Annotated in this window: 19 protein-coding genes and 3 pseudogenes; 10 read left to right on the top strand and 12 right to left on the bottom strand. The window is 67.3% G+C overall.

From position 1 onward, the window contains the following. From BM396_RS17300 to BM396_RS33365, 3 genes and pseudogenes are all read right to left on the bottom strand, one after another. Window positions 1–732 (bottom strand): DNA-methyltransferase, encoded by a 732-nt coding sequence (locus BM396_RS17300; RefSeq protein ID WP_043381446.1) that lies wholly within the window; start codon window positions 730–732, stop codon window positions 1–3. A gap of 638 nt (window positions 733–1,370) precedes the next feature. Next, a pseudogene (locus tag BM396_RS33680) lies at window positions 1,371–1,626 on the bottom strand (methyl-accepting chemotaxis protein); the annotation flags it as partial. 212 nt (window positions 1,627–1,838) lie between these two features. Beyond that, window positions 1,839–1,948 (bottom strand): annotated as a pseudogene (locus BM396_RS33365) (IS5/IS1182 family transposase); the annotation flags it as partial. A gap of 181 nt (window positions 1,949–2,129) precedes the next feature. Here BM396_RS33365 and BM396_RS17290 point away from each other — a divergent pair. From BM396_RS17290 to BM396_RS17280, 3 genes and pseudogenes are all read left to right on the top strand, one after another. Beyond that, window positions 2,130–2,564, top strand: coding sequence for a DUF6634 family protein (locus BM396_RS17290; protein ID WP_043381451.1), 435 nt, complete (start codon window positions 2,130–2,132; stop codon window positions 2,562–2,564). A 95-nt stretch (window positions 2,565–2,659) separates the two neighbouring features. Then, a pseudogene (locus tag BM396_RS33360) lies at window positions 2,660–3,004 on the top strand (transposase family protein); the annotation flags it as partial. Window positions 3,005–3,426: 422 nt separating this feature from the next. Next, complete coding sequence (locus BM396_RS17280; protein ID WP_043381453.1) at window positions 3,427–6,705, top strand: HD domain-containing protein; 3,279 nt, start codon at window positions 3,427–3,429, stop codon at window positions 6,703–6,705. Window positions 6,706–7,041: 336 nt separating this feature from the next. Here the strand turns inward: BM396_RS17280 and BM396_RS17275 are convergent, their stop codons facing one another. Further along, window positions 7,042–7,842 (bottom strand): hypothetical protein, encoded by an 801-nt coding sequence (locus BM396_RS17275; RefSeq protein ID WP_158713276.1) that lies wholly within the window; start codon window positions 7,840–7,842, stop codon window positions 7,042–7,044. Window positions 7,843–8,134: 292 nt separating this feature from the next. Continuing rightward, window positions 8,135–9,223 carry a Kelch repeat-containing protein gene (locus BM396_RS17270; RefSeq protein ID WP_043381458.1) on the bottom strand — a complete coding sequence of 363 codons (1,089 nt, stop codon included), beginning with the start codon at window positions 9,221–9,223 and terminating at the stop codon, window positions 8,135–8,137. A gap of 478 nt (window positions 9,224–9,701) precedes the next feature. Between BM396_RS17270 and BM396_RS17265 the strand changes: the two genes are divergently transcribed. Together BM396_RS17265 and BM396_RS17255 are read left to right on the top strand one after the other, a co-directional pair. After that, window positions 9,702–10,118, top strand: a complete 417-nt coding sequence (locus BM396_RS17265; RefSeq protein ID WP_244538896.1) for an inorganic diphosphatase — start codon at window positions 9,702–9,704, stop codon at window positions 10,116–10,118. A gap of 612 nt (window positions 10,119–10,730) precedes the next feature. Then, a complete protein-coding gene (locus BM396_RS17255; RefSeq protein WP_051976017.1) occupies window positions 10,731–11,450 on the top strand; it encodes an 8-oxoguanine DNA glycosylase in 720 nt (239 codons plus the stop codon). On the opposite strand, the gene BM396_RS17250 is transcribed toward BM396_RS17255, so the two are convergent. From BM396_RS17250 to BM396_RS17235, 4 genes are all read right to left on the bottom strand, one after another. After that, window positions 11,451–11,954, bottom strand: coding sequence for a nitroreductase family protein (locus BM396_RS17250; protein ID WP_244538895.1), 504 nt, complete (start codon window positions 11,952–11,954; stop codon window positions 11,451–11,453). It abuts the gene before it with no gap. Window positions 11,955–12,255: 301 nt separating this feature from the next. Next, window positions 12,256–12,852 (bottom strand): 7-cyano-7-deazaguanine synthase, encoded by a 597-nt coding sequence (locus BM396_RS17245; RefSeq protein ID WP_043381561.1) that lies wholly within the window; start codon window positions 12,850–12,852, stop codon window positions 12,256–12,258. After that, on the bottom strand, window positions 12,849–14,042 hold the full coding sequence (locus tag BM396_RS17240) for a nucleoside 2-deoxyribosyltransferase (RefSeq protein WP_043381462.1): 1,194 nt from the start codon (window positions 14,040–14,042) through the stop codon (window positions 12,849–12,851). The genes BM396_RS17245 and BM396_RS17240 overlap by 4 nt, the downstream gene beginning before the upstream one ends. Beyond that, window positions 14,039–14,467, bottom strand: coding sequence for a hypothetical protein (locus BM396_RS17235; protein ID WP_091994875.1), 429 nt, complete (start codon window positions 14,465–14,467; stop codon window positions 14,039–14,041). Before BM396_RS17235 ends, BM396_RS17240 begins: the two co-directional genes overlap by 4 nt. Before the next feature lie 155 nt (window positions 14,468–14,622). On the opposite strand from BM396_RS17235, the gene dgt reads away from it, so the two are divergent. Together dgt and BM396_RS17225 are read left to right on the top strand one after the other, a co-directional pair. Next, entirely contained in the window at window positions 14,623–16,146 is a 1,524-nt protein-coding gene (gene dgt, locus BM396_RS17230; RefSeq protein ID WP_051976020.1) for a dGTP triphosphohydrolase, read from the top strand. Then, window positions 16,124–16,882, top strand: a complete 759-nt coding sequence (locus tag BM396_RS17225; RefSeq protein ID WP_051976021.1) for a hypothetical protein — start codon at window positions 16,124–16,126, stop codon at window positions 16,880–16,882. Before dgt ends, BM396_RS17225 begins: the two co-directional genes overlap by 23 nt. Before the next feature lie 187 nt (window positions 16,883–17,069). On the opposite strand, the gene BM396_RS32835 is transcribed toward BM396_RS17225, so the two are convergent. Further along, complete coding sequence (locus BM396_RS32835; protein ID WP_158713278.1) at window positions 17,070–17,222, bottom strand: hypothetical protein; 153 nt, start codon at window positions 17,220–17,222, stop codon at window positions 17,070–17,072. Window positions 17,223–17,335: 113 nt separating this feature from the next. Here BM396_RS32835 and BM396_RS17220 point away from each other — a divergent pair, with 113 nt between their 5' ends. The 3 genes from BM396_RS17220 to BM396_RS17210 are packed head-to-tail and all read left to right on the top strand — an operon-like array spanning window position 17,336 to window position 20,722. Then, entirely contained in the window at window positions 17,336–18,001 is a 666-nt protein-coding gene (locus BM396_RS17220) for a vWA domain-containing protein (protein WP_043381464.1), read from the top strand. Next, window positions 17,986–18,789: a PP2C family serine/threonine-protein phosphatase gene (locus BM396_RS17215; protein ID WP_043381467.1), complete on the top strand. Its 804-nt coding sequence runs from the start codon at window positions 17,986–17,988 to the stop codon at window positions 18,787–18,789. The genes BM396_RS17220 and BM396_RS17215 overlap by 16 nt, the downstream gene beginning before the upstream one ends. Before the next feature lie 10 nt (window positions 18,790–18,799). Then, on the top strand, window positions 18,800–20,722 hold the full coding sequence (locus BM396_RS17210; protein WP_043381469.1) for a helix-hairpin-helix domain-containing protein: 1,923 nt from the start codon (window positions 18,800–18,802) through the stop codon (window positions 20,720–20,722). A gap of 7 nt (window positions 20,723–20,729) precedes the next feature. Here the strand turns inward: BM396_RS17210 and BM396_RS17205 are convergent, their stop codons facing one another. Beyond that, window positions 20,730–20,990, bottom strand: coding sequence for a DUF2845 domain-containing protein (locus BM396_RS17205; RefSeq protein ID WP_139239509.1), 261 nt, complete (start codon window positions 20,988–20,990; stop codon window positions 20,730–20,732). 416 nt (window positions 20,991–21,406) lie between these two features. Further along, a complete protein-coding gene (locus tag BM396_RS17200) occupies window positions 21,407–22,825 on the bottom strand; it encodes a tetratricopeptide repeat protein (protein ID WP_043381473.1) in 1,419 nt (472 codons plus the stop codon).

Genomic DNA, 22,825 nt, shown 5'->3' with positions numbered 1-22,825 from the left:
TCACGCGGCGGCTCCGAACGGCAGCAGGCGCTCCAAGCGTTCACGCGCCTTATCCGCCATGGCCGGGTCGATCTCCCAGCCGGTATAGGAGCGCCCCGCCAGAATGGAGGCTTCCCCCGCAGCGCCCGAACCGGCGAAGAGATCCGCGACCCTTCCGCCCGGCGGGCAGCTCGTACGCACGAGCAGGTCGAGCAGGTCGACCGGCTTCTCGGTGGGATGGATAGCGCGCCCATGGCACGAACGGCAGAAGACGACCGAGCGGCGTAGCCTGGGGTCGCCGTCTCGGACGGCGTAGACACTCGGGCCGATGCGCCCGGCATGGGGCGTCGGCGCGCTGCGGCGGACGGTACGGGCCTTGGCGTCACGGGTGACGGGCACCGCGTTGTAGACGTCGCGCCAGCGTACGTCAGCGGGGTAGAATTGCGCCACGATCTCGTGCACCCGCCTGAACCGGTCGGCCTGGAAGCCGGAGCCCGTATGCTTTTCCCAGACGATGTCCTGGGCCATGCGCCACCCCGCCGCCTCGAGTGCCGGCGCGCCGATCATCAGCGAGCGGAGGCTACCGAAAAGCCACAAGCTGCCTGTCGGCTTGAGAAGCGTCCGAGCCACTCGCTCCCAGCCGGCGACGCGCCTGTCCCAGGCCAGGGCCGTGTCGCCATAGGGTGGATCCGCGACCAGCAGGTCGAAGCGGCCCTCCTGGGCCGGCACGGTTCGGCAGTCGCCCGTGATCATTTGTACGTGCAAGACGGTGTTCCCGGCGCGGCGCGAATCGCTGCCTACGAATTGTCCATCCGTTCCCAGCCCGGGGCAACGCCGCGCCCGGCAACCGTTTGCGGTCGGCTGTGGTCATGGACGTCCGATCCCCGTCGGCCGCACGAACGACGCGGTTCGGCGCCCCGCATCCCGCACCCACGCCATGGTTCATCCTCGACCCGCGGGCCGACGCGCGGCGAGCCATGCTTGTCGAACCCTCGGTTGTGCCAACCGTCCGGGTGAGCTCGGCGATGACATCTACCCTCGAGGCTTCTCGGACCCGATGCCCCCCATCGCCGCGAGAGGAGGCCGGCACCCCGTTCGAGTTCTGCCCCATGCGGATCCGCGACGAAGGGGACTGCCTGGACGGGGCGACGGCCTGGGCTCCCTCCCTCGATACGTTCTCCCTTCCCCGATGGATGGTGCCGGCGACGGAGCCCGGTCGCCGAGACCGCCGAGATATGGAAGCGGTCGTCCATCGGCGCGGGATCCTAGGAACTCCTTGGGATTCGGTCTCGGTTGTCGGATTGATCCGAGCGCGCGAAGCCAGGATTGGCGTAGCGGACGACCGGCCCCGGAGCATCGATCGCCGCGTCGTTACGACGATGCATGACCGCCTGGGTCGTGGTGATCTGAGCGCGGATCTGGTCCGTCGCCTTGGCGTTCTGCTCGGTCAAGGCCTTCACTTCGGCTGCCATGACGGCGAACCCCTTGCTCGACGCTCCCGCACGGGCGGCCTCGATGGTGGCGTTGAGCGCCAGGAGGTTGGTCTGGGAGGCGATACCCTGGATCATCGTCACCACCGCCGATCTGCGCCGCCTGCCCACTCAAGCCCTCTACGATGCCGCCAGTACGTTCGGCCTGCTCCACCGCCGCGCCGACGCATCGTTTGTGAGAGGGCATCTGGACGACGTGGAGGTCAGGGCCTTGATTCATGGATCGGGCCTCCCGGGCGGCGCCCGTGGTGGGCGCTCGGCATCGCGACGCGATACGACCGCTTCACGAGCTTGAGGCGGGTGATCTGCCCTTCGGCTTGGCGGTTCGACCAGGGCTCGGTTGGCGTGGCGGCGACAGCCTTCCTGACCTTTGTCGGAGTGCAGATTGTCCGACTGCATCGTGGTCGACCGCGCCGACGATTGCGCTCGCCCCGCACCACGACGAGGGTGGCCGCCAAAATACGGCTGTCGTGGCAGTTTTCCTCGATGGGTGTCGTGTCGCGCGCTGGCCCATGCCCATCTGCACCGGTAGGCAGATCGCGATGCCGTCGGTCAGGCGATGCGACCACTGCGCTTGCGGATCGGCCCGGTGCTACGGAGAATTCCAAGGGCACGATTCGCGGGCGATCCCGCGTCGCGGGGGCATCATCGGGGCACTCCATGTTCGAAATCGACCTCTTCGAGCACCGCCTCAAGACGACGGCACGAGGCGTCCACCTGTTCATGCTGGCCGGTGAGGTGCGGGCCGACCCGGCGATCCGCTACTGGCGAGATCCGTCGGGCAACGGCAACTCCCGGACGGCGGGAGACGAGATGCGGGACTTGCGGCGCGATCTCGCGCGGCTCGAGGACGGATGGTGGCCCGATGAGGAGGATCTGGCGGATGTGCCCATCCTGAAGGACTGGGGCATAACCTTCTGCGAAGGCGAGCGCCTCTGGCGTCTCATGGGCGATCCGTACCACGCCGCGCGCGAGCTGCCCGGCGTCGTGGACGGTCAGACACTGTGTACGATGCAGGTCCTGGCCATCGACGATGAATTTGCCTGGGCCCGGGATCGGCGCGGCTTCTATAGGCTTGGCCAGCCACGGGCCTGACGTCGGCCTGAGGATCGGCTTCGAAGTGGGGCTCTGGCTCACCTTCGGTGCAGGCGGGTTGATGGATCTCGGCTTCGGCCGTCGGAGGTCCTGCGATGCCTCCCAGCCGGCATTCTGGTTTTATCATGCCGCGCGGCCTTATCGTCGATCACGTCGAGACTGGTCCCGGCCTGACCATCATCGCCCGGCCAGTGGCCGCTTCAGTCCGCTGTCCGAACTGCGATCAACCCTCGTCTCGGGTCCACAGCCACGACACGCGCACCCTGTCGGATCTGCCAGTTGCCGGGAGACGCGTCGTCATCGCGATCCGCGTCCGCCGCTTCCGTTGCGTCGGGTCGGACTATCGGGCCAAGATCCTCGCCGAGCGGCTCGGGTCGGATCGTGTCGCCGCCTGCGCTCGGCGCAGGGCCCGGCTGGAAGGCATCGTGCATCATCTCGGCCACGGCCGATCTCACCTGTCGCCGATCTCGGCCGCCTTCGCGTTTCTCGACGGAAGGACCCTTCTCGGATCTTTAGAACGCCCGCTTGCCCGCAACCAATTCGCCGGGTACGAACGAGCTCGGCCGGAACGGTTCGCGGGGCGAAGGCGCAGATGCGGCCTCATGGGAGTGAGCACGCGATCTTGCAGCATGCATGATTGCTCTGCTTCGATCACCGGGTCGTCGGCTCGCCGAGCCGGGAAGCCGGCGAATCGATCGCATCTGCGTATTCGGCGACGCTTTATTGCGCGCATCTATTTGGCCCGACCTTAGGGCCGCTGCGGCGATCGCGGACTCTGAACAAGAGTATCCCTGAAGTTCTCTACTCCACTGAAGCTCAAAACGTAGGGAGGTCAGCCTTGGCTCATGCAAGCGGAGTTGACGTGCTGCTCATCGTTGCGCTTCCGGAAGAGGCGCTCGCCTTCCAAGGGAACTCCTTCTTTCCGTTGGCCGAAACAGAAACGCTGGAGGCTTTCCGCTACCGCAAGTTCTCCTTTCTTGACGTTGGTGACACCCACCGGGTCGGACTGTTTCTCACAGTTGGAGAAGTCGGCTCCAAGGTTCGCGACGCAACCGTCTTGTTTGCCACCCACTTCAGACCGAAGATCGTATTGAGCGTCGGCATTTCCGGCAGGGTCGGAACCGACGCGAGGGTTGGCGACATAGTCGTTCCGGCTCACATCAATATCTACGATTTCCGTTCGGCCACCCAGGATGACAATGCGGGCGGTTACCTCTTCAATGCGGGCGGTAAGCCTGCCAACGTCAGCGCCAACGCGCGCTCTATATGCAATGCGCCCGAATTCGCCGAGAAGCTGCATCTGCAATCTCTCGACCAGTTCTGTGCCGGGTCGAAGACGGAGCTGTCCTCAAGCGACAGTGGAAAGATCGCGGGGTGGGTTGCCGAGGGATTGATGTCGTCGGTCCCGCGTATCATCGAGGGGCCGTTCGCCGTTGGAAGCAGCGTGAACAAGTCGCAAGAGTTCAAGCGGCAGGTGTTGCTCAAGACAGATCGGAACATCCTCGCAGTCGACATGGAAAGCGGATTTGTAGCCGATGCGGTCCAGTCTTTGGATCCCCCGCCACAGTTCTTTTCGATACGCGCGATAAGCGACCCAGCCACCGCGGCAAAAAAGGACTTCGACGCGGTCTCGGATGGCGCCGTCCGGCGATGGGCCATGTCGAGCATCGTCGCCACGGTCGGAGCGCTTGTCGCGCAGCCGACGCTGTACGGCTCGCAGGCGGGCTCGCTCGCCCGCCCGCCGCGATCGGACAACGACGATGGCTATCTTTCCGATTACCCTGGCCAACGAATCTCCGACGCCGCCACGCTCGAAGACTTCGACCGGCGTTTCTCAAACCTCCGCTGCGATCGTTTGAGCACCATCGTCTTCAGCGACTTCGTGGAAGCGGTTCGACGGCGCCCTGAGAACGGACGTTTCCTGGTACGTGGCCGAGGCGGGGCGGGAAAGAGCGCCTTCCTGATGAAGGCCAAGATGGAGATCGGACGGGACACGTCGCTGCGCGCGCTTTTCCTCAACATGCGCAATCTGCTTGATCTTGCGAGACGCATGCCCCATCGCACGGCAGTCCACACCGAGATCTCCAAGCAGGCGCAGTCTTCGTCCTGGCCCGAGCCGGTGAAACACGTGGTATTCGTCGACGAATTATACGGCGAAGATGAAGAGAAGCAGCTCCTCGACGAACTGGTTGATCTATTAAAGATTACAAAGCCGACGTTAGTTTTTGCTTTCGGCGTCGACCATTTCGAGATCAGCCGGATTGCGTCGGAGACGCGCGGCGAACCTTATGTCTACGGCTACGTATACGATCTTGAGGTCAGTCTAAAGTCGATTGCGATCAACGATGATCGGACCGCGGCCGACGTTATCGACGGGCTTATTCGAACCAGCGGAACGGAGAACGTCGAAATCACGGATCGGGACGTCATGCAGAGGCTCCGGGCGCTGGGTTTCCTGTATATCAACCATTTCGTCATCTCTTTGTATCTAAACAACTTCCGCAAGTTGAATTTCAGCTCGGTACGTACCGCGACGGTGTTCATCAATCGCGCGATGGAGGCGCTGTGCTCGGATTTGTACGGTCGAAAACGACCGGCCACCGGCTTCGATGATCTTTGTGTCGAGGCATTTCGGTCGTGGTCGTCTGAGTTGGCCAAAGAGCAGGTTCCAGAACATCGCCGGGAGATCAATCGACGCTACAAGGAGTCTTTCGCCCACTTTCCCAGGATCGTTCAGACCAGCATGATTGCGCATGCCGTCGTGCACATCTTGTCGAGGTACAGTTCCTCCCACATCGACGTCTTCAAAAAAAGCGGTGTCGATCAGGGGATCTTCTTGTCCATCGTGTTCGCCAACGACGTTAACAGCGCGATCAAGGATCTCCTCGCCGACGAACGGATCGAGAACTTGGTTCTCGACGCGGCGGCATCCATCTACGAGACGTTGGAGCCGCGAGGCCTCTCGTACGCCATCTACCTGTTCGGAAGAGCCCGATCCGTGAAGGGCAAGCGTCGGGCCCAGGAATTCTTTGATAACGCCTCTCGGCTCCTGATCGACGGTGCTCCGCGGCACGTAGGAAGTCTCGACACTGTGGACGACGAGATCAAGTTCGAGCGTCTGGCAAGGCGCTCGCTCTACATCAGCAGATCGCTCAACGGCGATCGCAAGGCGACCGAGGCGTACATCAGTGAGGTTCTGGAAGATCCGGTCGAGGACCGACTGAACCGAGGCTTCCATCTTGAGTACTATGGCGACCATCTCGGGACCGGTATCAGCGTGAAGCTCGAACTCGATGATTCCGGCGGCGCTTGGAAGCACACCCGCCAAGTCATCGGGGCGAGGATTGAGGCGGCCCTGGTCGGCGGAATCTTGAATGAGTACGACCGTATCTGCATCCTAACCTATTTCTCGCTGGTACGCTATCGTCATGAACTCAACACGCTCGGCGACCACCGCGATGCCGCCAGGGCGATGTTGACGTCCGTGCTCAGCAGCGGTCTCAACCTCGGGATCCAACTCAGCGCCTTCCTGTCCGGGCTCGCGAAGTCGCTGGAAAGACCGACCTTTACCGGCATAGAAGTGCTGCTGCAGCTGTACGTCCTCAAAGGCCTCCCGCGGGCGGGCTGGACCAAGAGGGGTTTCGGGGCACTGGAGGCTGTGGAGACGGTCGCGTCGCATGTGTACGGTGCGATGCTCATCGCGGATATCCTGCTTCCGATATTGCGGCCCCTCGTCACCGACGATGAGAGGCGGCAGGTCGGCAGGCTCCTGCTCTACCACGACCTCGCGGAGTCATACATCGGCGATTACATTCCGACCGACGGTGAGACCAAGTCCAAAGAGGAGGCCGCGGTGAATATGATCGCCGGTCTGTCGATGTATAAAAGGATGACGGCCCTCTCGTCCATAAGGCAGCAATGGACTGAGTACGAGCAGGGCCAGTCGAGAGCATGCCGCCTAGCGAGGGATTTCGATAAGTTGGATGCCGTATTGCAAGCGACGGTGTATGCGGATCGATTCGCGGATGTGCAGGAGCTGCGTAGATTCTTTGATTATCATTTGGAGAGAATACTAGACCCGGAGCTAAGGTCGATCGCCGAGGAGGCGCTCTCAATGGCCTTGAAGCGGAGGTTTGCCTGAACGTCGTGGATCTCCGACGCGACGGCGCGGGCATTGTAGGACTGATCAAACGCCATAATCCGCCCTGGGTCCGATCGCAGTTCTCGGTGTCGCCCACAGCCACCGTCGCTTGGTCCGCCTCGTCGAGCGCCTCGAATGCACGGACCGGAACCTCAGGTCAGAGGCGTCCGCGGATCGGCGCGATCCGGGCGCGGCCGAGCGCCCCGGTCGAGCAGGCTCCGACCTTCGCGGGATCGACTCGGCCGGGACGTCCGTTGATGCCCGGTAAGCCGAGCGCTCGGCGAGGAATGCGGCCCCGCCTTCGGGACCGCCGCCGGCATCCGAGCTGTCCCGGAGTCAGGGCACCGGGGGTGTCGCGGCGATGAACCCCCGGGACAGCGCGACGGCGAGCGGATATCGGCCGATGTTCCGCCAGTCCTCCGCGTAGGGCTGCAGGACCGACCAGTCCTGTTCGAGATGCACGAACCGCCCCGTCGCGGTCTCCGCGCTTGCCGAGCAGATGTCCGCGCTGCCGTTGGCGAGACGGCCCTGCACGTTGGTGAACCCGCAGAGCCTGCGGTAGCCGTACTGCGCGTCTGATGGAAGGTTGCAACTCACGACCGTGCCGGCCGCGAGCTGCAACCGGCCGAGCCAACCGCGCAAGCGGGTAGCCGGCAACGTCATCGCCGGATCCGCCCCGTGTGCTCCGCTGGAGACGATGAGCGACGTCCTCGCGCCGTCCGTGTCGTCCCTCATCCCGTGCAGCGAGACCGACACCGAGCGCGGCCATCGCGTGGCGAGGGCTTGGTGCGCGGCCTGGAAGAAGGTGCCGATGTAGTGGCCGACGTCGGAATCCCTGTAGGGTTCGGTCCGATCGCAGACGCCCGTCGTCCCGCTGCATCCGGCGAAGGTCATGCTGGCGCAACGATGGGCACCGGAGACCAAGGCGGCCCGGCCCCCGACGGATCGAAGGAGCAACATCGCCTCTTCCGCCGTGCCGGCCTCGAACGGGACGTGGGGCGCCTCGAACACCACGTCCCGGCTCGGGGCGAGGTTCACGACGACCGTCGCGTCTCGGTCCGATCCGTCGTAGGCGGCGACGTACCAGGTTCCATTCTCCTCGATCGCGGCGACGGTGTAGCCCAGCGACCGGGTCATGACGCGGGCTGAGCTCCAATCGCCCGAGGCCAACGCTTCGACGAACCTGCCGAACGCCGCGACGCGCTGGGGAGGCGTGAGGAAGGTTTGAAGCGTGTTCGGGCCGAGATGGGGCCGAGAGGCGATCCAGGCCGCGAGGGGGCCCTGCGCCCGCGGCATGGCCGCGGGCGGGGACGGACCGGCTTGGGCCGCGGCTGCGCCGGTGAGGGCGGCGAGGAGCGCCAACCCAAAACCGCAGCGGACGAATGGCTCGGACACAGCACGCGAGGCGGGCGGGCGCTGGACCGGCATCTCAGGGGGCCACCGCTCGGGCGAACTGCACGTCGGACAGGAAGCCGTCCCCCTCGCGCCGAGCGCCGCCCAGAACGTAGACGTAGTCGTTGTAGCGGACCGTCGCGTGGCCCCAGCGGGCCGTCGCGAAGAGATGGCTGTCGAAACCGACCCGTCCGGGAAGACCGTCGGCCGCGATCGGGACGATTTGCACCGTGTTCAGGTAATTGCCCTGGCCTGCATTGCCGCCGAGCACGAGGGCCGCGGGCGAGTTCGGGACCCCCAGGAGGATCATCGAGTGGCCGTAGACGGGCAGCGTCAACGGGCGCGGCGACGTCGTCCACGGACCCGGACAGCCGTCCTCCCGAAGGATGCTGGTCTGGATGTCCCCGAATACGTCGTCGAGAAGGTCGCCCCAGCCGCCCAGCACGATGAGCTCGTCCTTCAGCACGGCGGTGCCCGGTGCGGATCGCCCGCCCTTCAGGTGGAACGGGCACACGCGCCATGGCCCGACGGATCCGTCGCCGGAGAGTGGTGCGGCCTCCACCTCGTCGAAATGGACCGTGTCGAACCCGACCTGGTTCACGCCGCCGACCGCGATCAGGTACGCCTGGCCGGACGGGGACCTCCACGCCTGCAGGCCGAGGTTCGATCTGGCGATGTTGAGCCGGGCCGGGCTCGGGGCCCACGGGCCGATCTGCCCGTCCGCCTGGATCGGCGCGATGTTCGTATCATCCAGCGTGCCAACCGCGGAGTATCCGCCCACGAGGTAGACGCGTCCGCCGAAGGCAACCACGCCGTGCCCGGAGCGTGCGCCCGGGATCCGGCCGGCTCCGCGCCAACCCGTCGCAAGAACCGCCCCGTCGTTGCCCAACTCGGCAACCTGGACATCGTCGAGCAGCGTCGGGCCCTTATCCGAGGCGAACAGGCCGCCGAGCACGTAGAGGCGATTTCCGCTCACGAAGGCCGCGTGCGAGGTGCGAGGCCCGTCGATCGGGGCGGTCAGCCTCCAATCGGACAGGGTCACCGCCTGTTGGCAGTGCGCGGAAGTCGACGATAGCGAGAGGAAGGCGCCGAGGACCCGGGCCGTCGGATGATGAACAAGCGGCATGTGCGACCTCGCGGGACACGCCCGTGATTGTGATCGGGGCGAATCGAGAGGTGAGGAGAGCATCACTTGACAACGGCGCAAAGCGCTTCGGCACTGAATGCGGGCCGCGGCCTCGGCGTGCGACGCCGGCATGCGGCGCCGGACCTCCGCTGCGCCTCGACCGGTGGCCCGGACCGGCGGAGCTTGGCGGCCGTGGCCGTCCGGAACCCGCCGAACGGACCCGAGCGCGGCATCGGGTGCGCTCGCACCGGGAACGTTGGCCCGGCTTGCGGAAATCCGTCGCCCCGCGATGCGCCTTTCGGCACCGATCCGGAGCCGCGACCTTGATCCGAGCCGCTCGTTCGCTAACTTGCGAGCTGGGAATGAGGTCTCCCGCACAACTGCCCTTAGGGCTGATGACTCTTATCGCAGCCGACGCGCGATAGGAGGGTGTCTTGTTCCCGCTGGTTTCAAGCCGGAGTTCCGTCCGGCCCTGCCCATGGCAGGGCGGCCCGCCGCATGGCTGCACTGCGAGCGTGCAGCCATGAAGTCGGCTGCCATCCCCGCCGGCGATGCGACCTTCCGGGAGGTCAAAGTCCTGATCGATGTGCCCATCGGCGGCCCGCCGATCGAGTACGGGACGGACAAGCCTTCCGGCGCGCTCATGGTCGACCGCTTCCTCCACACGCCGATGCACCGCCTTGGGGACTACGGCTTCATCCCCGACACCCTGCCCGAGGACGGAGACCCACGCGACGTGCTCGTGGCCAACACCCGGGTCATCCGGCCGGGTGCCGTGATTGCGGTGCGCCCGGTCGGCGTGCCATTGGTGGACGAAGAGCACGGGCCCGACGAGACGATGATCGGCGTCCCGGCCCCACGACCGACGCAGGGCGCGAAGGCCGTCAGAATCTGAACGCGTCCGGATCGGTTGCGGCCACCGGCGAACGCCGAAATCCTAACCACCGACGTCGCAGGCGGCCCGGTGCCCGAGGTGAGGCGTGAACCGGGGGTGATCGGGCACGTCTCGATCATGCAACCTGCACCTACGGCAGCTAGCGGCGAGCCATTGGTGCGCCAGGGTCCCCCGCCGCGGTTCGACCTGTCGGCGCCGGTCTTCGATATCGTAGGCCCCGCCACTTCGACCGCGAGACCTAAGTGCATATCAATGCATAAGCCGGAGCATCGCCTCGACCGCGGCCCTGAAGTCGGCGGACGCGTCCGCAGCCTTCGAAACTTCGGCCAACCATGGACTACGCTTCGGCTCGGCGTCCGTCGCACGGCTTAGGCTTGCTGCAAGCCGACGGCCGGCACGATGTCGGCCCCGGAGCACCTTCGACAGGTGACCCTGGCTGATGCCAAGGCGCGCGGCGGTTACCGCCTGTGTCCAGCCGTTCGCATCCATCAGTGCGCGAAGCATTGCGACGAATGCCTCTGTGCTTGTGTCGGTCGTCATCACGCATAAAATGCATATGACAGCGGCTCAGACAACGAGCCAACGGCCCCGGAGGCGCGTACCGTGCAGATAATGTTCACCATGGTGGCCGACAGCACGTACGAGCTGACCATGCCGCCAGCCGATGCCATGGTGATGCCGGATATCCGGTGGGGCGCCTTCGACACGCTCTTCACCGCGGCGTATTGGTGCGGCCAGGCATGGCAGGCCGCACTTCACGGCCATTTCCGGGCGCTCAGGCTGGGCCGGTCGCTGGCCGAGGAGACAGCTGCCTGCTTGCTCGGCGGCTACGGCATGAAGGCCGAACTCGGCCTCGCGGCCTACCGACGGCTGCGCGACCGGGCCACGCTCGTCGAGGCGACCACCGCCGCCGAGTTCGAGCGCCACCTGTCGGAACCGTTCCTCGTCGACGGTCGGGCGACGCGCTACCGATTCCCGAGGCAGAAGGCCGTGTATCTCACCGGCTGCCTGGCCGGCCTGGGCGACATCGATGAGGCCGCATCGTCGGACCTCGAACTCCGCGACGCACTCACGCGCTTGCCCGGCATCGGCCTCAAGACGGCGTCATGGATCGTGCGAAACTACCGCACCTCGAACGACGTTGCAGTGCTCGACGTACACGTGCTGCGCGCGGGTCAGATCCTTGGCCTGTTCGGCCCCCACGAGACGCCGCAACGTCACTACCGGGGTTTGGAGGATCGGTTCATACGGTTCGCGGCCGCGGTCGAGGCGCCCGCCTCCCTCCTGGACGCCTTGGTCTGGCAGCATATGCGGTTGCTGCGGCAGGCCTGATCAAGGGTCGCCCTCCCCTCCCCGAGCCTGCGCACGCCCGACCGCGGCGACACCCGCCCCGAGCAGGCCATGGCCTTCGCCGAACACGGCCGCGAGGGCATCGTCCCCCCCGATGCCCACCGGGCAGAAACCGAGCCTCAGGGCGGTGGCGCACAAGTGCATGGTCTGCATGACCGCCCCGGCGTCGCGCCAGACCAGCGCCGCTTCCCTTTCGTAGACGGCACGCACCCGTGCTGGATCCGCCGCGAGCACGAGGAGGTCGGCCTTCGCCGCTGGTACGATGCGACGCACCTCGGCGATCAGATCGACCAGGCGCCACTTCTCTTCGAGGGCCAGCAACTCGAGGCGCGCCTCGAAGGGGGCCAGCCTGAATATCCGCGGGCTCGGGCCCACCCGGACGAGGAGCGCCGTGACCGGATGGATGGCTCCCGCGGAATGGGCGGGCCGCAGCGAGCGCTGCGGCGCGCACCCCCAGACTGCGCGCGCGCCCGTCGCGAACGCCATCAAGTTGGCGACCTCGCGGAGCGGCGCCTGGGTTAGGTGCCGGATTGAGGATCTCGCCTCAAGCACCTCGCCGAAGTCGACGGGGCCGGGTGCCACCACCGCCCGGAGCGTCCAGGAGCGGACGACGGGCCAAGGACGCTCAGCATGGGGCAACGCGTCCCCCCGGGGTCTTGGCTCCCGGTCATCGCCCGGCGTGACATCGATGGCCACCGCCCCTTCCCGTCCGAGCAATTGCGCCTCCCCTGCGATCCGGGCGAGGCATGAACCTGCCGTCGCGGGCTAAGCGGTGCGTCGCCCCCGTTCAGTACGGGCCAGCGCCGATGGCTTCCATCGTCCGGTAGTGCTTCCGGCAACCGCCGCACTCACCGCAGGCATGCTCGGCGCGGTGACACGAATGAGACCAGGCAAGCACGTCGAGGGGGACTTCCGAGACCGCAACGAGTTCGGCCGCGCTCAGTCCGACAGCCGGCGCTTCGAGCGCCATGCTCCCCTCCTGCATCCGGAGCAGCGCATCGAGGCCGGCGACGAACGCCGCCTTGCCATCGGCATGCTCGCCGTCCGTCGCGAGCGTGCCGATCATGAGGCGCGTGACGCCGAGCGGGATCATGGCCATGGCCGCCAGCGTCACGAGCATCTGGTTGCGGTAGGGCCACCATTCGGGAACGGGGGCGATGCCGATGCCGGGGCGCCCGGCCATGTCCCCGCTGCCGAGTGCCGACAGGTCGGCGCGTACGATGCGGTGGACGATGCCCAGCATGTCGCAGACCGCGCCCGCCGCCCGGATCTCTGCGGCGGCGGCGACCTGCCCGTAATCGACCGTCACGGCATGGGAGGGGCGCTTCCAGTACGCGATGGCGATTGAATCCATGCCGCCCGACAAAAGGAGCGCCGTGGTCATGGCCGCCACGCCAATTGATGCACCGCGGTGACGAAGTCGTCGTAGACGAGGCAGCCCGACCCGACCACCATCTTGAGGTCCTCGTCCTTGACCACCTGGGCGAACCCGTAGACGGGCTTCCCGAGGGCGCGGGCATACCCGACCTCGTACAGCGTACCGGGGTCGAGGCCGTCCAGTACGGCGAATAACGCATCGCAACGCTCGATGGCGGCGATGTCGGCCGGCGCGACGTCGCCGGCCAAGCCGGGCCCGATGTCGTGGAAAGGAGAGAACACGCGCATGCCGACCTCGGCGAGGCACCGGCGCGCCTCGTCGATCTGCCACCGCTGCGCCATCGTGAAGAACGGGCCCGCCAGATAGACTTCGCCCGGCCGCGCGACCAGGGGCCGCGGGTCGGCCGCCGCCAACTCCCGCATGTCGCGGATCGGCAGCGCCCGGCTGTCGACGTACTCGGACACGGCGACCGACGCGATCCGAGCGGAGGCGACCGGATCCAATCCCCGCACGCCCCATGCCGCGGCGAAGGCCGCGGCGAAGACGTCGCCGCTCCCGATGGTGAAGGTACGCTCCGACCTGTATGCATGGACCGGTATGACGGCCTCAGCGGTCACGACGATGGCACCGTCGGTCCCCGCCTTGACGACCACCACCTCCGCACGCTCGGAGACGAGCAGGGCACGGGCCCCCTCCACCGGTTCCCGAACGCCGGTCATGCCCGCGATCTCGCCGCGATTGGCGACAACGGCCAGCCGTCCGGTCGCGCTGCCGTTCGCGGAGAACAGCTCCGGGGAGAAGGCGGATTGCGGGTCGTAGACGCACACCTCCGCCCTGACGCGCCCCGTGGACTCCATCATCCCGAAGCGCAGGACGGCCTCACCCGTCACGTCGATGGGCGGGAGCCTCGTGATGAGCCCGGGGGATGGTCGGATGACCGGGAGGGACATCGGGTGGACGTATTCGAACGTGACCCTCTGCGGGGCCTCGACCACGCGTAGGTTGAACCCGTACATCTCGGCATAGCCGGCGAAGTGCCGGGCCAGTTCCGGCTCGGCGTAGGTGACCAGTTCGAGGTCCGGCACGACCCCTCCCAGGGCTGCCGCCGCCCGCCCGCCGGAGCCGAACACCTGGTCCCATTCCGGCCACGAGCAGCGTTCGCGATAGACGCCGCCGACGACGGTCAGCCTCGTCATGCCGGTTGCACCTGCACATCGATAAGGCCGCCCTGAACCCCGACCACCACGACGGCGTAATCGACCCCGTTGTTGATGCACTGGATGAGCTGGGGCATCGAGGGCGACGTGATCGAACCCAGGACGCCGCCCGCGGGGGTCACCACGAGCAGTCTCTTCGGCGGCCCGGGCACGTAGTCGAGGTAGAGGGCATCCCCGTTACGGATGGTCGCCCTCACCGTCGGGTCGGGCGAGTTCACCTTGGTGCGCTCGACGATGTAGCAAGGCGAGCCCTTCTGGACACCGCCTCCCGCACCCTGGCCTCCCTCGGGACTACCATCCGTCCCCGCCGTCCCTTCGGCCCCGGCCTTCGGGGCAACCGGCACCGGCTTTACCGCCGGTCGCAGCGGCGCGTCATCGCCGCCGCCGTTACCACTGCTGGACATCAGCCCCCCTCCGCCGATCAGCCGCCTACCGCCACCCATCTCGCCGACGCAGCTTGCGGTTGCGGTGTTATCGCGTCAAGCCGATCTCGGCGACGCCTCGATCGACCGGCATCCAGCGGTCTGCCACGGGCTGCGGGCGCCGCATGGGAAAGCGCATGCCGGACGATACGAAACGGCTGGATTGGTCGAAGCTCCTGTGTGCCGAAAGGGTACCGCGCACGGACGGGAAGGAAGCCTCGGATGAAGGCGCGGATTGGCTCGTCGCCAGCCGGACGGCGGCCGAGCGGGATTTCGACCGCGTCCTATTCGCCACCCCGACCCGACGCCTGGGTGACAAGACGCAGGTCTTCCCCCTTGAGAGGAACGAGAGCGTCCGGACCAGGCTGACGCACAGCCACGAAGTCGCGAACCTGGCGCGCTCGATCGGCACGCACATGGTCAACAGCACGCTGGGTGACCGGATCGTCGGCGAGGCGACGCGCGAAGGCGGAGCGTTCGAAGGCCGTGACCCCGAGGTCCGCAGGGCCATCCCGGCGATGCTCGCCGCCGCCGGCCTGGCGCACGATCTGGGCAACCCGCCCTTCGGGCATCAGGGCGAGTACGCCATCCGCGATTGGGTCAGGCGCAACGAGGAGCGGTTGTTCGGGACCCCCGCGGAACTCGGCAACGCACTGAAAGAGGACTTCCGCAAGTTCGAAGGCAACGCCCAGACGCTGCGGACGCTGACCCGGCTGCAGGTCGTCAAGGACAACCGGGGCATGAACCTGACCTTCGGCACCCTGGCGGCGCTGATGAAGTACACGGTCGGCTCCGACGCGATCGTCGAGGGCGGGGCATCGCATGCCAGGAAGGTCGGGTTCTTCCAGTCCGAGGCCGGCCTGGTCGCCCGGATCAGGGAGATGACCGGCCTGTCACACGGGTGGATGCGGCACCCGCTGACCCACCTCATGGAGGCGTGCGACGACATCGCCTACTTGGTCGTGGACGCCGAAGACGCGGTCAAGAAGCAGATCGTCTCGTTCCCGGACCTCATGGAGTGGTTGCGTAGCCGGAAGGACCTGCAGGGGGACAAGCTTTCGGCGTGGATCCTGACCCAGGCCGGCAACGGTGACCGTCAGGCAAGGGCATCGGGCCTTCCTCCGTCCGAACTGAACGACGTGTCGATGCAGATCTTCCGGACTAACGCGATTACGGCGTTAATCTCGGCCATCATCCGCGCGTTCGAGGCAAGGTACGATGACATCATGGTCGGGGAGCTGGAGGAGCCGTTGTTAGCGGCGAGCGTTGGCGGCACGTTCGCCTCGGCGATGAAGGCCTTCGACGGCGAGTACGCCTATCGCCATCGCCGCGTCCTTGAGATCGAGCTGGACGGGTTCAACGTCATCCACGGTCTCATGGACCTGCTCTGGAGGGGCATCGCCGAGCGCCGGGATTACCTCCTCCCCGGCTCCGACCGCACGTCCCCCTTCGCACGCTACGCCTACAGCCGGATCTCGGTGAACTACCGCCGGGTGTTCGAGAACGCGCTACCATCCACAGGGATCGAAGCGGCGCCGTTGCCGATTCGGTACAGGGAGCTACAACTCCTGACCGATATGGTCGCGGGGATGACCGACCGCTTCGCCATCGACCTGTACCGGGAGCTGCAAGCGTTCCATGTCGGGGCATCACAACCGTGAGCGGGACCGTCTGCACAGGCGTGCCGACGCCTTCTTCGCGTCAAAGGTCGGCGGGCGGGGCGAAGTGGCGGAATTCGCGTCGGCGTTAAGCGACCTCGGTCGGACCGTCGTGATCGGCGGCATGCTGCGCGACCTCTGCGTCGGTCGTCTGCGCGAATTTCGATCCGATGTCGACTTCGTCGTCCACCCGGACTCACTCGCGACGTACGACCACTTCGTATCCGGGCTCGGCGGCAAGCCGAACCGCTTCGGCGGCCATGCCATCGAACTCGCCCATTGGAAGGTCGAGGTGTGGCCGCTGCAACGCACGTGGGCCAAGGTGAACGGCCACGCGACGGTTGACCAGGTCGAGGACCTCCTCAGGGTGACGTTCTTCGATTGGGACGCGGTGCTCTACGACGTCGGGACCAAGCGCGTCATCGCGGACGAGCGTTACTTCGACCGGGTCGCGCAAAGAGTTATCGACCTCAACCTCGAACCTAACCCGAACCCTCTGGGGAATGCCGTGCGCACGCTTCGATATGCGTACCGGTGGGGCGCGGGAATCGGGGGGCGCCTGGCGGGGCACCTTTACAGCCAGGTGGTCGAGTATGGTTGGACGCGCCTGGTCGCCTACGAGCAGGCCACCTTCGCTGCCCCGTGCCTGGGGATGATCGACGGCGGTCTGGTGACCGCTCGCCTGTGCGGGCGCAGCTCCGATGCAGCGGTGCCGGTACGCCTGCTGGCCCGGACCTGAAGCGCTGGGTGGTCCGACCGGAGGGCCTGGTCACCACGTGGCCACGACGGGGGTTGCAACGGGCCCGCGAGCGAAGGACCGGCCGGGGTAGCCGAGCGCGGGAGCGGTGGGCTCGCCTGTCCGGTCCCGGGCTCGATGGGCCGGCCGCGCGCAGTGGGGAAATATTGGACGCGGGCGCGTGCGCCGTTCAGGCAGCCCGGACGGTCTGCAGGAACGCCGTCGCCTCGGACCCGAGGCGCTCGGAACGGGCGGACACCTCGGGGACCAGGGCGAGCATATGCGAGGCGGCGACGCCCGTCCCCGCCGCCGCGCCCGCGACGCCGGCGACGGTCGACGTCACCTCGCGGGATAGGTGTCTCGAGTGGGTAGCGTGGGTGGCGGGACTTGCGCGATGGGCAGGATTGCGTACGACCTTAGGTCGTGCCGCACAGGTGCTTGCGGTGGAGGATCGGCATGTCGGAGTTCGACCAGGTCCCGTTCGGAGCGGCAGAGTTCGCGGACAACCCGGAGCCGCGCTGCCCCTGCCTACTCTTGTTGGACACCTCCCATTCCATGCAGGGGCGTCCGATCGTGGAGCTGAACCGCGGGTTGGTCGCATTCAAGGACGAGCTCGCCGCCGACACCTTGGCGATGAAGCGCGTCGAGATCGCGGTCGTCACCTTCGGCCCGGTCTCGGTCCTCAACGACTTCCAGACGCCGGACCTGTTCATGCCCCCGACGCTCGACACGACCGGCGACACTCCGATGGGTGCGGCCATCGAACGGGGCGTCGACATGATCCGCGAGCGCAAGGACGCATACCGGGCCAACGGCATCTCGTATTACCGCCCCTGGGTATTCCTGTTCACCGATGGCGGTCCGACCGACAGCTACGCCCGCGCCGCGCAGCTCGTTCGCGAAGGCGAGGAAACGAAGGCGTTCTCGTTCTTCGCGGTCGGCATGGAGGGCGCGAACATGGAGGTCCTGGCCAACATCTCCAGCCGCCAGCCGTTGAAGTTGAGCGGGCTCCGATTCCGCGAGCTTTTCGCGTGGTTGTCCTCGTCGCTGAGTGGGGTCTCGCGCTCGCAGGTCGGTCAGACGGTGCCGCTCGCCGCCCCCACGGGATGGGCCGAGGTTTGAGCGACGGCCGCCCGTGGCGACTGGTCCTGGCCGTCGCGAGGGGGACGTCGCACGAGGGCTCGAACGCACCCTGCCAGGACCATGCTGGTTGCCGGGTCGTCGACACGGACGAAGGGGACGTGCTGGTCGCCGTCGTCTGCGACGGTGCCGGTAGCGCCGCCCATGCCGAGGTCGGCGCCTGGCTGGCGGTGGAGACGGCGATGGAGTTGGTCGAGCTCCATTTCGAGGAAGGCGGGCGGATGGCCGACGTCGACCTGGCATGCGGCCGCGCCTGGGTCGCCCGGGTGGCGGACGCGCTGACCCGCCACGCCGCCGCCGAAGGCCGCCCATTGAGGGATTACGCCTGCACGCTGTTGGTCGCCGTCGTCGGCGCGTCGGGCGCGGCCTTCCTCCAGGTCGGCGACGGCGCCATCGTCATATCGCGGGGCGAGGACGAGGACTGGTCCTACGTGTTCTGGCCGCAGCACGGCGAGTTCGCCAACACCACGAACTTCGTCGTCTCCCACGACGCGACCGAACGGTTGGAATTCGCCTACGTGCCCGAGCGGCTCCAGGAAGTGTCCGTCTTCTCCGACGGGCTGGAGAACCTCGTCCTCCATCAGGCGACCAGGACCGTGTTCGAGCCGTTCTTCCGGCAGATGCTCGCGCCCGTGCGGAAGCTCGCGGGGCCGGGCCTGGACGCCGCCCTGTCGGCGGACCTCACCGCCTACCTGTCCTCTCCGCGCGTCTGCGAGCGCACCGACGACGACAAGTCGCTGGTCCTCGCCTCGCGCCTGTCGCCGCCCTGACGGGCCCCGGATGGGCAAGGGACCGCCGCGGGTCTTCGACGATGCCGGTCGGCCGGTCGGGCTCGGTGCCGTGCTCGGGCAGGGGGGCGAAGGCGCCGTCTACGAGGTCGTATCGCAACCGGCCCTCGTCGCGAAGGTCTACCACAACCCGTTGTCCCCCGAGCGGGCGGACAAGATCAAGGCCATGGGGTCGCTGGGCAACGAAGCCCTGGCTCGCCTCACGGCATGGCCCGCGGGCCTCCTAATGGACGCAGGCGCGCGGGCGCCGGTTGGCCTCCTCATGCCTCGCGTCGCCAACCGCAAGGACATCCACAACCTCTACAGCCCAAAGAGCCGCCGCTCGGAGTTCCTCCGGGCGGATTGGCGCTTCCTCGTGCGGGCCGCAGCGAACACGGCCCGGGCCTTCGCGGCCGTTCATGCCGCCGGTTGCGTCATAGGCGACGTCAACCATGGCGGCGTCCTCGTCGGCCAGGATGCGACGGTCACCCTGATCGACTGCGACAGCTTCCAGGTCACGCATGGCGGACGACGCTTCCTGTGCGAGGTCGGCGTCGAGACGTTCACCCCTCCAGAGCTACAGGGGCGACCGTTCCACGGGGTCGTGCGCGACGCCTCGCACGACGATTTCGGCTTGGCGGTCATGACCTTCCTCCTCCTCTTCATGGGAAGGCACCCGTTCGCCGGCCGGTTCTCCGGTGCCGGCGACATGCCGATCCCACGCGCCATTGAGGAGCACCGCTTCGCCTACGGCCAGCGTCGGTCGGCCCTGCAGATGACCCAGCCGCCCGGTACCCCTCCGCTTTCCATCGTGGGGCCGGAGGTGGAGCGACTGTTCGAGCGGGCCTTCGCCGCGGATGCGCGTACGGTCGGCCGACCGGCCGCCCGGGCGTGGATCGCCGGACTCGAAGGTCTTGAAAAGGAACTGAGGCAGTGCGCCTCCAACCCCTCCCACTGGCATCACCGGGCCACCCAATGCCCTTGGTGCCCGATGGAGGGAGCCACCGGTGTCGCCTTGTTCCCGGCCGTGGTCCAGGGCGCATCGAGCACCGTCTTCGACATGGCCCGGCTGTGGCAAGAGGTGGAGGCGATTCGGCATCCGGGAAGCGCCCCGGCTATCGATGTCCCGATGCCGGGGCCAAGTGCCGAGGCCCTGAGGCTCGCCGGTTGGAAGACGAAGAGGCACGCCATGGCCGCCGTCGTGGCTGCCGTGGTGGCGTTGTTCGGCCTGGCGGTGGGACCCGTGACGCTCCTGGCGGCGGGCGTGGCGTACCTCGTCGTCCTCGCGGCGACCGACGGGGCCGGGAAGACCGGACCCATCAAGGACGCCCATCGAACCGCATCGGCACGGTGGGACCGCGTCGAGAAGGAGTGGCTGCAGAAGACGGGTCCGGCCATCTACGAGCAGCGGAGGTCCGTTCTGCTCGACCTGCGCAACGAATGGAACCAGGTGCCGAGCATGCGACTGGGGATGCTGGCCGGGTTGGAGCGCGACCGCGAGCGGGCGCAGCGCCTCCGCTTCCTGGACGCGTTCGAGATCGAGAAGGCCAAGATCGAGGGGGTCGGCAAGGGGCGGAAGCTGACCCTGGCCTCGTACGGCATTGAGACGGCCGCGGACGTGACGCACGCCGCGCTGGTCCAAGTGCCCGGTTTCGGACCCAAGATGCAGGTCCGCATGCTGGACTGGCGCGCATCGCTGGAGCGGCGGTTCGCCTTCGATCCGACGCGCCATGTCGATCAGCGCGACGTCGCCCGCGTCGAGCGGGACGTCCTGGCCAGGAAGACCCAGATCGAGGGGCGCATGAACGGGGCCCTGGCCGAGCTACGGCAGGCGCACTCCCAGATCGTCGCCGCCCGCCAGCACACGATGGCGCAGGTGGTCACTGTCCGGCGCGAGTTCTTGCAGGCCCTGGCGGACAAGCAGGCCGTCGAGTGAGGGACGGTCATTTGAAGTCCCACCCGACCACCACGTCGTTCTCCAACGTCACCCGGCGACGGAATCTGTTCTTGCCGGACTGATCGTACTTGAAGGTCTGACTGGTCTTGGTCTTGTAGACCTTTCGGTCAATGGCGGCTGGACGACCCAGTGCGTCGAGCAGGTGCTCGACATGCATGCCCTGCCATACTACCTTTTTCATAATAAGATCGACTATCTCGACGTCGCCGTACTTCGCCATCAGCTTTTTGCGGCGAGCCTGGTTCATGAGGCTTTTTATCGCGAGTATGCCCACCCCGATCAGAACGAGGACTAATACCAGCTCCAATTTACCCCCCTCGGATTGATATTGTACTCTTTGCGTCAATAGCGTCATTCGGCGTCGCGCCGCCGCCAATGCATGAGGCATCGCTGCGGCCGGATGATGATAATCGGACCTGCGGGAAGGGCCGTAAGGACCTCGCTCGTGATCGGGCGCCAAGCTGTACCTGGCCAAGGCGACCGGCCGCAACCGGGTCGAGTGGGCGGCATCCGCTTGACGGATCCGTGGGCGGACGGGTCCCGCGTCCCCGATGGCCGATGATGCGGGCCACGATTGTCGGATCGGGGGTACCATTCGTAGGTCGCGGGAGGCGGCGTCGAGGGAGGCATGCAACCGGTCAGGACTGCTTGCGGGGATCGGGCTCAACCGGATCGCCACCCTTCAGGAACGGACGCACGGATCGCGGACTGGAACTCCGGGTCCTGGACGAAGTCTCGGAGATCGTTGTCCGCCGTGGGGTCGCCGGGAATGCCCGGGTCGAGCAACGTTCCCAGCAGGCCCCGGACAGGGCTCGCCGGATCCGGGACGAGTTCGACGACGCTTCGAACCGACGACAGGGCGGCGTCCCGCGCCGCGCGCATCTCGTCCGCACCGGAACCACGCTCCGAGAACCAACGGTGCGCCTGTCCATAGGCGCATGCCCGCCAAAGATGGACCATCGGGTCCCGGTCGGTTCGGGCATCGGTCGCCAGGGAGTCGGCGAGGGCGCGGGCGCGCGCGAAGCCGTCCGGAGGCGGCAGGTAGAGGGAGAGGAGAAGTTCCTGGCGCCGGACGCGCGGGTCGTCCGGGGCCTTCGCCCTCGCCTCGGCCAGGGTTTCGGACGCTCCCCGGAGGTCGCCCCGCAGCATGCGGACCTCGGCGAGGCGCCGCAGGATGCGGACGTCGTCGGGCGCCAGAGCGTTCGCTCGCCGGAGCGCGGTCTCGGCTGCCTCATGGTTCCGCGCCCGGGCCTGCGCCGCCCCCCAGGCCGCGAACTCGTCCGCGGAGACGAGCTCGTCGAAGCCGTACCCTCGCACCACGGCGTCGGCTGCCACGGACGCCGCTGGCCCGAGCGGCGTCCCGATCCGCGCGCCGGCGGCGGCGCCGACGGCCCGGGCGTCCGCGGCGATGCCGGCGTCGTTGGCCGCGGCGACAGTCTCGGCGGGAAGCCCGGCGCGCTGGATGCCCTCGGTCATGAAGAGCGTGAGCGTGATGCGCGTCCTCGCCTGGAGGTAGAGGAACAGGAAGCCGAGGAGAAAGGCGGCCAGCCCCACGGGGAGCACCACCAACTCGGCGCCGGGAAAACCCGACAGGGCCTTTTCGGCGACGTAGGCGGCCGCCCCCTTGGCTGTGTCGGCGACCTGCCCGGCGTGCACGAGGCCGAGCCCGACGAGGATCTTGGTGACCCAGTCGGAGATCTCCTCCAGGTTCGAGTTCCCCTGAAGGGGCGCGAAGCCGGCGACGGGGACCTTATTCGGAGGGGTGGCCGCAGGTCCCGCCCCATCGGCCGGCCGGCGCGTGGCGAGGGACGCGAGCTGCCCGTCCCTGGTGAGCAGGCGGGGGATCCCGAACAGGAAACCGGCCAGCCCCCCGAGCAGGGCCGCGGCCAGCGCAATCCCGCCCAGCACGCTGGCGCCGGCGGCCATCGAGCCGTTCGCGGGCGTGGCCCCCCAGACATAGCCCGCGATCACGGCGAGCAAGGCGACGACCGTCGCGCCCGCGGCTCGGTCGGCCCAGGACAGGTTGCGCCCCAGCTCCCCTGCCCCGCCGCGCGCGCCCGTTCCCTCCTTCCCACCCCGCAA

The organism is Methylobacterium sp. UNCCL125 (assembly GCF_900116795.1).
In the GTDB taxonomy this organism is placed as follows: domain Bacteria; phylum Pseudomonadota; class Alphaproteobacteria; order Rhizobiales; family Beijerinckiaceae; genus Methylobacterium; species Methylobacterium fujisawaense.
This window is presented reverse-complemented; position numbering and strand designations above follow the sequence as displayed.